This is a genomic window from Ruegeria sp. CL3 (genome assembly GCF_056536505.1).
Genome location: NZ_JBQFPT010000005.1, coordinates 1 through 12,922, shown reverse-complemented (window position 1 = coordinate 12,922; position 12,922 = coordinate 1). Strand labels below are relative to the sequence as shown.

Genomic DNA, 12,922 nt, shown 5'->3' with positions numbered 1-12,922 from the left:
TGTCGTTGTGCTGTTCTCCAAAGTATCTTTGACACTAGCCGCACGTTAAATTCAGGGATGTAGAGGCAACGTACGGCCGGAAGAACAGCATTGACGCTCTTAGTTTGCATTCTAGTCCGCTGGTTACCCTTGCAAAAAGCGGACTGCCTTTGTCATCTAACATTTTAACTTTACAGTCACTTGCGGTCCAAAAGTAAGGTACCCAAGTTGCTGGTTCGTCGGTAGTGAGTGACGTTGAACCAGTTTAGTCTGTACGGCTTTAAACGCTGTCTGAGTGGGGCCTCGCGTGCGCTAAACTATCCCCACCTCGGCCTCGCGAGGTTTCAGACGCCGCTTGAGGGGTTCCCGATGAACATAGTACCAGCCATCCAACCATCGCTGTCGGACGTCTTTTTCGAGCCCGAATTGACCATGAACTTCGACGTTTTCTGCCGATGAAACGTCCAAAAAAATCCACCTAAAGAATACCAGATTCTTATGCTTCGGGAGGTTAGGAGAAAAACGAATGGCGACTCGTGGTTATTGTCTGTGAAATTAAACAAGCTGGGTCTACCACGGTGATCAAACATGGGCATGCTTTTGCCACTGCGATGACTGCAGTAGAAATTGCGCCGCGCCGGTGGTTTCTTGGTTCGGTGTGCCGATAGAAAACTTTGAATGGACTGGTGATAAACCACGCACTTTTGAAAGCTCCAAAGTCGTTTTTAGGCACTTCTGTGGAACTTGCGGGTCACCAGTTGGGTTCGAAGCCGATCACTATCCAGGTGGTATGCACCTCTATGCTGCGTCGCTCGAAAGCCCGAAAAATTTCAAACCGTCTTTTCACGTCAACAACCAAAGCAAGTTGCCTTGGTTGCAAATGACTGATGATCTCGACGCGTTTGAAGGCACATTATTACAGACCCCAAACGACCCAGACGGATACGCCTGCGGGCCGCACCACTATTGTCGAATAGCATTGTCTCGCCCCCATCCGCGTTCGCCACGTGGCAGATCAGCAGGAACAGGTGCCTTCGGCGTCTGGTCTGCAAATCAGCCCTGATTTTCCCAAAAGGAAGTCAGGATCAATGAAATCGGTTTAGGTGCTAGATGAAGGAAGTGAGGCGAAAATGGCAAGGTTCTGTCGCTGGTGGCAGAACTATGTGTCGCCTTACAGTAAAACTGTCGGGCGACTCATAGTTTTGCCATTGGCACGCGGCCAAGTCATTGATTTTGAATCAACTGGATTTTCCTCGATGCACTAGTTTTGCCTTTTGCGACTCAAAGGTTTTCCATCGCGTTGGAGCAGAGTGATATCAGCCATTGGTCTCAGGTGCAGAGAAAGCCCAGAAAGAGCCCACAGCGGAAGTCTCTGATTTTGCGCTACGTGCGCACGCAGCATGAAAATCGTTGCATCTGCTAACCTCACAATATTGCGTGGCGGTGGAGAAACTGGCTATCCTGGGCCATTGGAGCATATTTGTTTCTAAGTCGCAGCGAGAAATGACGCACCTAGACGCGGATTGATGCGATGTCCGCGAAGCGGAGGTAGCTTCCTGCGGTTTCGTCACTACGACTGGCGACATGACGGGGGTTCTTCTGCTTGACGACAGTGCCAATACAAGCCTGCCTTTCACGCCCCGCCCGTCAGCCATTCAACGACCCTACGCACCTCCGCTCGGTACGCATGGCCGTCGCGCGTTTCGACAAAATATCCATGGGTTGGGGAGATATCCTCGTCAAATAGGCGGACCACACGACCTTCAGCAAGATCCTGGTCAATAAGCGGCAGCCAGCCGATCACCACGCCCTGTCCATCAGCAGCACCCCTTAGCAAGGTATTGGCGTCCTGAAAAATTGGCCCCCGCAGAGGCGAGTCAACCGCGACGTTCATCGCCGCAAACCAATCTAGCCACCCCCAGTGATTTCTTTGATGCAGCAGCGGCAAGCGCTTCAGATCGTCTGGATGGCAAATGGCGGGATGCGCCTCGATGAAGGCCTTGGATGCAATGGCTGCAGGGCTCAACTCTAGCAGTTTGGTTGCCTTAGGGTCCGATCCTTCGATGCGGTCCCATCGGATGACGATATCGACGGTCTCGTTGGCAAAGGCACCTGGTTCGATGGATGGCAGAAATTCGAGTTCGATATTCGGGTGAGCTTGCCAGAATTCGCTCATCCTTGGCATCAGCCAACGTGCCGTGAAAATCGGCCCCACAGCCAGACGCACGACCTTGCGCGTACCACGGTGGAGCGTTCGAACGGCATCATCAAGTATCCCGAATGCCTGGCCTGTGGCCTTTGCCAATCTTGCGCCATCCTCGGTCAGAGCGGCATCCCGTCCGCTGCGCACAAAAAGTTTCGTGCCCAACTGATCCTCAAGACCGCGGACGTGGTGGCTGATTGCGGTCGCAGTCACCGACAAATGCTCAGCCGCCGCTCGAAAACTACCGTGCTGAGCAGCGGCGTCAAAGGCGCGGAGGGCTGGTAACGAAGGTTTCATGACAATCATTCATTAGTTTTACTCATCCTTTGATGAAAAAGGTTCCTTTGTAAACTGGCCTTCTAGCTGCGAATGTTCAGCCAAGGAAACACAATACTCATGAGTTCATGGTTGAAGCCCGCCGCCGAGGTCGCAACGATCGCTTAAAGCAACCCACCGGGGACGAGGTGGTTCACCCCGTGTGGCCCGGTGTCCTTGGTGGACGCCTAAAACCGTTGTTGCCCGATGAGGTGAAGCTGGTTGAAGAAGCGGCGTTTTCGCTTTTGGCGACGCTGGGCCTGAGCCAGGCTATTTCGTCGATGATCGAAAAAGTCACCGAAGCCGGTGGTTCCTACACCAAGGAAGGGCGGTTGCTCTTTCCTGAGAAACTCGTCCGATGGGCGATTGATGGGGCTCAGCGTGGATTTACGCTTTGTGGTCAGACGCCCGACCGCGATCTGAAAATCGAAGGGTCTCGGGTCCATATGTCCACGGGCGGTGCGGCCCCCGGTGTGTTTGATCTGGACACGCATGCTTACCGCGACAGCACCTTGCAAGACCTTTACGATGCCGCCCGCATCGTGGACCGGATGCACAATATCCATCATTTCAGCCGATCTGTTGTTGCGCGCGACATTGAAGATAACGCGGCGATGGATCTCAACACGGCCTATGCCTGTTTGGCTGGGACGACCAAACATGTCTCGATCTCGATCACCGAGCCGCAGAATGTGCAGGCTATCGCAGACCTCTGCTATGCCATCGCCGGAAGCGAACAAGCCTTCCGCGAACGCCCCTTTATGACGGTCATGGTCTGTCATGTAGTGCCACCGATGCGCTTTGCCGAAGAAGCCTGCGAGGTGCTGGAACGTGCGGTACTGGCGGGCTTTCCCGTTCAGCTTATCAGCGCGGGTCAGGCTGGCGCGACCAGCCCTGCCACTGTCGCCGGTTCTCTTGTGCAGGCCGTGGCCGAGACCTTGGCGGGACTGGTCTTCGCGCGGTTGGTGGCTTCGGATGTCAAAGCGATCTTTGCACCCAAGCCACTCGTCGCGGATTTACGCACGGGCTCCATGAGCGGTGGCGGCGGTGAACAAGCCATTCTGATGGCAGGCGCGGCACAGATGGGACGGCATTGGAATTTGCCAACCAGTTCGATTGCCGGGATCACCGATGCCAAATGCCTCGATGCGCAATACGGAGCCGAGAAATCCCTTGCGGTGGCGATGGCAGCCCATGCCGGGTCCAATATTGTCACTCAGGCGGCGGGTATGATGTCGAGCCTGCTGGGCGTTAGCCACGCTGCCTATGTCAGTGACAACGATCTTCTGGGAAATATCCTGCGTACAATTCGAGGGATTGAGGCGACTCCGGAAAACATCGCAGCAGATGTCATCAAGGCCGTTTGCGAAGGGCCGGGGCATTACCTGGGTGAGCATCACACCTTCGGACGGATGAAATCGGACTATTTCTACCCCGAGATCGGTGACCGCCGGACGCCCCGCGAATGGGAGGAGGATGGCGCCAAGCCCATCGGGGATGTTGCGCGCGAGAAAACCCGCGAGATTCTGCGCAGCCACTTTCCGAAGCATATCTCTGATACATTGGACAATAAATTGCGTGCGAGCTTTGACATCCGCCTAACGCGGGCCGGATCTGGGCGGTCAGAATGAGTAATCTCCGCCTTAGCGAACAGGCCCGCGCGGCCCTCCCCTGTGGGGTCAGCCACGAACTGCGCTATCGTGTCCCGCATCCGATTTACATCGACAAGGCGCTGGGTGCTGAAAAGTGGGATATCGAAGGGCGCCGCTATATTGACTTCAAGATGGGTTCGGCCGCCCAATTGCTGGGCCACAGCCACCCTGCTGTGGTCGAGGCACTGCAAAAGCAAGCCGAACGGGCGATCTTTGCCGCCGATTGCCATGCGTTCGAGATCGAGTGGGCCGACTGGATCAACCGGCTTTACCCCTCGGCCGAACGCACCCGCTTTACCGCCTCGGGAAGCGAGGCCACGATGTTGGCATTGCGATTGGGGCGAGCCTATTCGGGCAAAGATCATGTGCTGCGGATTGATGGCCATTACCACGGCTGGCATGACCACGCGCTAAAGGGAACCAAACCGGGCAGCAACGCGCCGCCGTCACTGGGTGTGCCGGTACCCGTCACCGAACTGGTGCAGGTCTGCGCTGCCGATCCCGATGCGATGGCCAAAGCGCTGGAAGATGACCGGATTGGCACTGTGATATTCGAGGCCTCCGGTGCCAACTACGGCTCTGTGCCACTCGCCACCGAAACCCTGAAGGCGCTGCACGATATGGCCCGTGCTGCAGGCGTGGTGCTGATCTTTGACGAGATTATCACCGGCTTCCGCTGGTCCCCCGGTGGGCGGCAGGCGCGGGACGGGGTCGTGCCCGATCTGACCACGCTAGCCAAGATTGCTACGGGCGGTCTGCCCGGTGGCGCGGTCTGTGGTCGTGCGGACATCATGGAGTTGATGAACAACGCCACCGAACGCGACGGGATCGCCCCGGCGGTCAGCCACAAGGGCACGTTCAACGCCTCCCCCCTAATCGCAGCGGCTGCGTGTGCAGCCATGCCTTACCTCGCCGATGGAGCGGCGCAGGACCACGCGGACGCGATGGCCAAACGCATGCGCGACGGGATGAACGCCCGGATGGCGGAACAGGGCGTCAAGGGGCTAGCCTATGGCGATAGCTCGATCATCCATGTCTATTTCGGGCAGGACACGCTTGACGGGCTCAGCCCCATGCAAATCCGAGGCCTGTCCAAAGCGGTGGTCAACGGCTATCGGGACGGCATGCTTTCGCATGGGGTGGACATCATGTCCTATACCTCGGGTCTGACATCAGCCGCACATACCCCGGACCTGATTGACGAAGCGCTTGAGGCCTTTGCCAAGACCCTCACGGACATGACACGCGAGGGAATACTGACATGAACCTCCCCTCTCAGGCCCGCACCGTGATCATAGGTGGTGGTGTAATTGGTTGTTCGATTGCCTATCATCTGGCCCGCGAGGGTCGGAAAGACATCGTGCTGCTGGAACGCTCCAAGCTGACCTCGGGTACCACCTGGCATGCGGCTGGTCTGGTGCGGCGACTGCGGCCTTCAGCGACGCTGACGAAACTGATCAACTATTCCATCGACCTTTATGGCGAGTTGGAAGTCGAGACTGGACAGGCCACAGGCTGGACGCAGACCGGATCGCTGACGCTGGCCACTAATCCCGACCGTCTGACAAACATCAAACGTCAGGTCTCGCTAGGTCGGGCTTTTGGACTTGAGGCCGAAGTGGTCGATGCTGCGCGCGCGAAAGAGCTTTGGCCGCTGATTGAAACCGACGATGTGATCGGAGCGGTCTGGTCGCCTGCTGATGGGCGGGTGAATCCGTCGGATGTGGCGCTGGCCCTGTCCAAGGGCGCCCGGGCGCGGGGTGTGCAGATATGCGAGGATACGCGCGTCACGGGCCTTCAAAAGAAAGGCGGGCGCATTTCGGGTGTTGAGATCGGCGCGGATTTGATCGAAGCCGACGAGGTGGTGATTGCCTCTGGCCTATGGTCGCGCGAGGTGGCAGCGATGGCGGGTGCGCACATGCCGCTTTATGCCTGCGAACATTTCTACATCCTGACCAAACCGCTGGCCGAAGTGCAGGCCCTGGGCAAAGGCTCGCATCTGCCCACACTGAACGATCAGGATGCCTACCTTTATGCCCGCGATGACGTTGAAGGGCTGCTGGTCGGCTCATTTGAGCCACACGCCAAGGGCATCTCGACTAAAGACCTGCCCGCCGACTTTTCATTTGATCTGCTCGACGAGGATTGGGACCATTTCATGCCTATGATGGAAAACGCCCTGCGGCGCATCCCGGCGCTTGAGAAAGCCGAAGTGCGTATGCTGCTGAACGGGCCGGAAAGCTTCACGCTCGACAGCCAGTTCATGTTGGGAGAAAGCCCCGAAGTGCCCGGGCTGTTCCTGATGGGCGGCATGAACTCCACCGGGATCGCGCTTGCGGGCGGCGCGGGCAAGGCGATGGCCGAATGGATCATCGCCGGCGAACCGACAATGGAACTGAACGAGGCCGATATCCGTCGGTTCAGTCCAGAGATGAACGTGCTGGGCGCTTTAGAGGCACGTATTCCAGAAGTGCTGGGCCGCCATTATGACAATCCTTATCCGGGGCGTTCGATGGGCACCGCACGAGGCCAGCGTCGGTCGCCGATCCATACCGGTCTGGTGGCCGCTGGCGCGCAGTTTGAAGGGCGCGGCGGCTGGGAGCGGGCGGTGCACTTTGGTGGCGCGGACGCACATCTGCCGCTGACCTTCGGTGCACCGCAATGGCGCGACACGGTGGGACACGAGGTTGCGGCCTGCCGGAGAGGGGCGGCCATTCTGGATCAATCGGCCTTTGGCAAGATCATGGTGCAGGGGCCGGATGCTTGCGTCTTCCTCAACCACCTTTGCACCGCGCAAATGGACATCGCCGAGGGGCGCATTGCCTACACTCAAATCCTGAATTCGCGCGGTGGCGTCGAAAGCGACCTGACCGTTCAGCGCCATGGGCCTGAGACCTATCTGATGATCGTCGGCGCAGGCGAGGTTGTGCGCGACATGAAACGGATGCGCGACACTAAGGGCGAATTCCGGGTCGAATTCACAGATGTCACCAGCGGCTATGCCATCATCGGCCTGGCCGGGGCAAAGGCTCGGGAGGTCTTGCAAGCCACCAGCAGCAGCCCTCTGCCCGCCATCAAACGCTTTGGCTTTGCGCCGGTTGAGATTGGCCTCGCCTGCGGCTGGGCTGGCTGGCTGAGCTTTACCGGTGAGGAAGGCTACGAACTCTACATCCCCTCCGACATGGCCATGGCCGCGCATGAGGCATTGGTTAATGCCGGAGCCACACATGCCGGGCTTTACGCCAGCGGCAGCTTACGTATCGAAAGCGGCTTTCGCGCCCTTGGCCACGAATTGACCCCCGGCACCACACCGCATGAAGCCGGGCTGGGCGCGTTCTACGCCACAGGCACCGGGTTTGTCGGGGAAGACGCGTTGAAAGATCATGTGCCCAAACGGCGCATCGTTTCTCTGCTCTTTGATGATCCAAATGCGATCCCGATACATGACGAACCGATCTACTTTGACGGGCAGGTTGTCGGGCAGATCACTTCGGCCGCGTGGAGCTACCGCTTTGACCGCTCGGTTGCACTCGCGATGATCAACGCACCACTGGACCGGCTCTCCGCCGAAGACACCGTGCCGGGGTTTGAGGTTGAAATCGCCTGCGACCGTTTCACAGCTCAAGTTTCCTTCAAACCCGCGAAGGAGGTGTTCTGATGTCAGACACGCTCCGCACCACCCGCGTTGCCATCATCGGTGGCGGGATCATGGGTGTTGCGGCCCAATACCAGCTTGCCGAAGCGGGTTGGACCGATACCATCCTGTTCGAAAAAGCCGAATTGACCAGTGGCTCGACCTGGCATGCAGCCGGGCAGATTGCCCATGCGGTGGGCAGCCGGGTCATGGGTTGGATCAACAAGACTTCGATTGACACCTACAAGAAGGTCGAACAGGAAACCGGCCAAAGCATAAGTTGGCACGAGGTTGGCGGTTTCCGCATCGCCACCACCGATGATGAGGTCGACTGGATGAAGTCGATCATGGGCGTGGGCAAATTGCTTGACCTGCCGATGGAGCTTGTCGGGCCAGAAGCTGTGGCCAAGGGCAACCCATTCTACAAGGTTGATGACGTTAAGGCAGCGATTCAGACCTTTGAAGACGGGCATATCGATCCCTCCAGCGTGGCCATGGCACTGGCCACCGCAACGCGCGCGCGAGGGGCCAAGATCGAACGACACAATCAGGTACTGGGAGCCAGTCGCAAGGGTGACATGTGGCTGCTGCGGACAGAAAAGGGGGACGTGCTGGCTGAACATGTGATTATCGCTGCGGGGTCCTATGCCAATCAGGTGGGGGAATGGTTCGGGCTGACAATCCCCTCGGTCAGTTGCTTGCACCACTATCTTGTCACCGACACGGTGCCGGAATTTCTCGACCGCCCCGAACTGCCAGTGATGCGGGACAACGCCTTTGGCGGCTACATCCGGCAGGAACAGAAATCCGGCCTGATTGGCATCTACGAAGGCCATGTCTGCCCCACTGTTTGGGAAATGCCGCAAGGCGCGCCCTGGGCGGCAGAGAATGAGCTCTTTGAGGCGGATTACGATTCCATCGGAGACTACCTGATGGTCGCCTTAGACAAGATGCCCATTCTCGCAGACCTCGGCATCAAGCGCGTTGTGCGCGGTGCGATCACGCATACGCCGGATGGTGGAATGCTCGTCGGCCCCTCTGGCGCGCCGAATGTCTGGCTCTCATGCGGTTCATCCATCGGGCTCGCATGGGGTGGCGGCGCGGGCAAGGTGCTGGCCGACTGGATGGTGCATGGAGAAAGCGAGATCAACACACGCGGCTTTGACCCGCGCCGGTACGGCAAATTCGCCGACGATAGTTTCATCGTGGAACGCACCAAGGACGAATTCATGCGTCGCCACGATACGCCCTGCCCAGGCAAGCAATTCCACAGTCTGCGTCCCCTGAATCGGCATCCTCTTTATGATCGGCTGGCCGCCAAGGGCGCAGTCTTTGGTGAGATCGCGGGCTGGGAACGCCCGCGCTATTTCGGTGAGGTGGGTGAGGTCGAACAGATCGGCTGGGGTCACCAAAACTGGCACGAGAATGCCATCCGCGAAGCCAAGGCCACGCGAGAAGCGGCGGGTGTGATTGACCTCTGCGCCTTTGCCCAGTTCGAGATTACTGGCAAGCACGCGGGCGCGTTGCTCGACCGCCTGTCGGCCAATAAAATCCCGGCGCGCGATGGGCGGATGAGCCTGAACCACCTGCTGACAGAAGAGGGCCGGTTCGAGACCGAGATCACGATCTGGCGCATCGCCGAAGACCGCTTTTTCACCGGTTCACCCATCGCCCGGTCGAACCCGGATTTCGATTGGATCAAGAGCCATATCCGCCAGTGCGAAGACGTTCAGATGATCAACCGCTCGCAGGATTGGGGCATGCTCGCGCTATCTGGTCCAGCCTCGCGCAAGATCATGGCAGAGCTGACGGATGTGGATCTGTCAAACGCTAGTTTCCCGTGGCTCTCGGGCAAAGAAGTCGCGATAGCAGGCTTGCCCTGCTACATGCTGCGGGTGTCCTTTGTTGGTGAACTTGGTTGGGAACTGCACGCGCCGCTGGATCAAATCGGGGCGATCTACGATGCCCTGTTCGAAGCGGGCGAAAAGCATGGGCTGGTCGATCTGGGCAGCTACGCATTCAACGGCCTGCGCATGGAAAAAGCCTATCGCGCAAGCGGTGAGTTAACGACGGATATCGGCCCGTTCGATGTCGGGCTGGAACGTTTCGTCGTGACCGAGAACCGCGACTTTGTGGGCCGTACAGCGTTGATGGAGCGCGGTCCGACGTGGGAATTGCTTTATGCGGAACTGCATTCCGATGACATCGACATCCACGGCGGCGAACCCGTCCTACTAGAGGGTAAGCTCGTGGGCCTGACGACATCGGGTGGGTACGGCTATAGCATCGGCAAGTCACTTGGTTGGCTCTTTGTCCGCAAGGGCACGCCGCATGACGGGCTCAAGGTGCAGATCCTGAACCGCGAGATTGCGACGACCGTGTATCCCGATGCGCTGTTCGACCCACAGAACCTGCACCCGAGATCGGAGGCCTAGTGACCGCCATGCGCAGACATCCGCTTTCAGGAGAACAGACATGACCACGATCAATGGCGGCGAAGCCGTCTATCGCGTTTTGAAAGCCAATGGCATCGATACGGTGTTCGGCCTCTTGGGCGGCTCAATGCTCGAACTTTACGATGCGATGTACGAAGGCGGTGAGATTGCCTATGTCGGCGCCCGCGACGAACGCGCGGCAGGCCATATGGCCGATGCCTGGGCACGTACTACTGGCAAGCCGGGGGTCGTGCTGGGTGCGCAAGCCGGACCCGGTGTGGTCAATATCGTGACAGCGGTGGCCGAGGCGCAGTTGGCCTATTCGCCGCTTGTGGTGATCGCAGGGGCCATCACCCGCGCCGATCAGGCCAAGGATACGTTCCAGGAGGTCGATCAGGTCGCCCTGTTCGCCCCGATCTCCAAACGCTCCGTCATGGTCACTGATCCGGCCCGGTTGGCGCCCATGCTGGAAGACGCGATCCGGCTGGCCAACACGGGTCGACGCGGCCCTGTTGTTCTGCACGTGCCCCGCGATCTGTTTTCCGCAGATGTCCCGGCCATTGACCCCAAGCCATTGCAAATTGCCCGACCAGGCCCCGCCGCGGCGGATGATGTGGTTGCGATTGCCGAATTGGTGTCGAATGCCGAACGTCCCGTGATTTTCGCAGGCGGTGGTTTCAAATGGGGCGCTGGACGCGACGCGTTGACGACCTTGGCTGAAACGCTGGAAGTCCCCGTCGTCGCCTCGACCGGCCATGCGGATGTGATGCGCCACCGCCATCCGTGGTTCGCAGGTCAAGCCGGTCCGCGTGGCAACCGCGTCGCCTCGCGCCTGACGAAAGAGGCGGATGTGATGGTCGTGCTGGGCGCGCGCCTTGGCTTTAACTCCACCTTCCACAGCAACGATTATGTGGGGGCAGAGACCCGCATCGCCCATGTCGATATCGAAGGTTCTGCCGTGGGTCGCTATTTCCCGGCTGAGATCGCCGCGCAAGGTGATGCCCGGCTGACCGCCGAGGCGCTGACCGCTGCCGCGTCAAAGCCCAATTGCGACGCATGGCGCGACAGCTTCCGGGCAGATATGGACAGCCTTTGGGCTGAGAGGGCCGAGGAAGCCGCGATTGAGACGCTGCCGATGCACCCCCGCCGCGCGTTGGCCGAGATCCGCGATGCCCTGCCCGATAATGCCATTGTCACTCTCGACACCGGCAATACCTGTCTGCAAGCCGCCGACCGTCTGGCGCATTACGCGCCGATGTCGCTGATCACGCCGCTTGATTTCGGGCTGGTGGGCTTTGGCATGTCCGCTGCCATCGGTGCCAAGGCCGCCGCGCCCGACCGCCCGGTTGTCGCGTTGATGGGCGACGGTGCGGTTGGCTACACGATGATCGAAATCCAGACGGCCATATCGCACAAACTGCCTTTCATTCTGATCGTCCTCGACAACGAGGCATGGGGCGCGGAAAAAGCCTATCAACAGGAATTCTACGGCGGTCGCCTGCTGGGCGCTGAAATCCAATCTCCGCGCTATGACAAATTCGCCGAACTCTGCGGCGGCAAAGGTATCTGGGTCGATGGCCCAGGCGGTATGGGGCCTGCCCTGAAAGAGGCCCTAGCAAACGGTGAGACCACCGTCATTCAGGCAAAAACTGACCCCGGCGCACTGATGACCCTGCGCAAGGATCTGTTCAAAGCTCCAAAGGAGGATTGATCATATGACGACTTGGGACACTGTGATCATCGGTGCTGGAAATGCGGCCTTTTGCGCCGCACATGCGGCTCGGGAAAAAGGCGCAAGCGTTTTGATGCTGGAATGCGCCCCAGAGGCGGAGAATGGTGGCAACTCTCGATACACCGCTGGTGCGATCCGCTTTGCCTATACGGGGTCGAAGACATCCGCGCCCTTTGCCCTGACCTGAGCGAAGACCAGATCGCCATCACCGATTTTGGCACCTATACCGAAGAACAATTTTTCGACGACATGTTTCGCGTCACGCGTTTCCGCACCGACCCTGCCCTGTGCGAGCGATTGGTGCGGTCATCGAGGGAGACCATGCACTGGATGCGCGGCAAGGGCATCCGGTTTCTACCCATCTATGGGCGTCAGGCTTTTAAGGTGGATGGACGGTTCAAGTTTTGGGGCGGGCTGACACTGGAAAGCTGGGGCGGTGGTCCGGGCCTAGTTGATGCCCATACCGCGATCGCCAAAGCCTCTGGCATTGAAATCCGCTATGACACCCGCGCTGTGGTAATCCTGACAGACGGCCATGCGGTGACGGGCGTCAAGGTCCGCCACAAGGGGCAACTTGAGGACATCAGCGCCAAATCCGTTGTCGTGGCAGCGGGTGGCTTTCAAGCCAGCCCCGAGATGCGCACCCGCTATCTGGGTCCCGGATGGGAGATGGCGCGCGTGCGAGGTTACCGCTTTAACACCGGCGAAGGCATCAAAATGGCGATAGATATCGGTGCTTCGACCTATGGGAACTGGTCTGGCTGCCATGCTGTTGGCTGGGACTACAACGCACCCGAATTTGGAGATCTTGATGTCGGCGACGGCTTTCAGAAACACTCCTACTTGCTTGAATGACCGCTCTGCAGGCAAAGTCACCATTCAATCAAAGGTCGGGTTTATGAATTCCGGAAGCGATGCGCGCGCGCTCGTAAATACGTGAAAGAAGTGCTCCTAAAAGGTTGAGCCAGGTCA

Annotated in this window: 8 protein-coding genes and 1 pseudogene; 8 read left to right on the top strand and 1 reads right to left on the bottom strand. The window is 58.8% G+C overall.

The window, feature by feature from the left end:
• Positions 1-580 precede the first annotated feature (580 nt).
• Positions 581-1,042: pseudogene (locus tag ACR0NO_RS08425) on the top strand (GFA family protein); the annotation flags it as partial.
• A gap of 570 nt (positions 1,043-1,612) precedes the next feature.
• On the opposite strand, the gene ACR0NO_RS08420 reads toward ACR0NO_RS08425, so the two are convergent.
• Entirely contained in the window at positions 1,613-2,479 is an 867-nt protein-coding gene (locus ACR0NO_RS08420; RefSeq protein WP_480723626.1) for a LysR substrate-binding domain-containing protein, read from the bottom strand.
• 107 nt (positions 2,480-2,586) lie between these two features.
• Here ACR0NO_RS08420 and ACR0NO_RS08415 point away from each other — a divergent pair, with 107 nt between their 5' ends.
• The 7 genes from ACR0NO_RS08415 (at position 2,587) to ACR0NO_RS08385 (ending at position 12,805) form a co-directional block, all read left to right on the top strand.
• Positions 2,587-4,128: a trimethylamine methyltransferase family protein gene (locus tag ACR0NO_RS08415; RefSeq protein ID WP_480723625.1), complete on the top strand. Its 1,542-nt coding sequence runs from the start codon at positions 2,587-2,589 to the stop codon at positions 4,126-4,128.
• Positions 4,125-5,414 carry an aspartate aminotransferase family protein gene (locus ACR0NO_RS08410; protein ID WP_480723624.1) on the top strand — a complete coding sequence of 430 codons (1,290 nt, stop codon included), beginning with the start codon at positions 4,125-4,127 and terminating at the stop codon, positions 5,412-5,414. The genes ACR0NO_RS08415 and ACR0NO_RS08410 overlap by 4 nt, the downstream gene beginning before the upstream one ends.
• Entirely contained in the window at positions 5,411-7,807 is a 2,397-nt protein-coding gene (locus ACR0NO_RS08405; RefSeq protein WP_480723623.1) for a GcvT family protein, read from the top strand. Before ACR0NO_RS08410 ends, ACR0NO_RS08405 begins: the two co-directional genes overlap by 4 nt.
• Positions 7,807-10,218, top strand: a complete 2,412-nt coding sequence (locus ACR0NO_RS08400; RefSeq protein ID WP_480723622.1) for an FAD-dependent oxidoreductase — start codon at positions 7,807-7,809, stop codon at positions 10,216-10,218. The genes ACR0NO_RS08405 and ACR0NO_RS08400 overlap by 1 nt, the downstream gene beginning before the upstream one ends.
• Before the next feature lie 40 nt (positions 10,219-10,258).
• Positions 10,259-11,929, top strand: coding sequence for a thiamine pyrophosphate-binding protein (locus ACR0NO_RS08395; protein ID WP_480723621.1), 1,671 nt, complete (start codon positions 10,259-10,261; stop codon positions 11,927-11,929).
• Positions 11,930-11,933: 4 nt separating this feature from the next.
• Positions 11,934-12,137: an FAD-binding protein gene (locus tag ACR0NO_RS08390; protein WP_480668533.1), complete on the top strand. Its 204-nt coding sequence runs from the start codon at positions 11,934-11,936 to the stop codon at positions 12,135-12,137.
• A gap of 62 nt (positions 12,138-12,199) precedes the next feature.
• A complete protein-coding gene (locus ACR0NO_RS08385; RefSeq protein WP_480723620.1) occupies positions 12,200-12,805 on the top strand; it encodes an FAD-binding protein in 606 nt (201 codons plus the stop codon).
• Positions 12,806-12,922 lie beyond the last annotated feature (117 nt).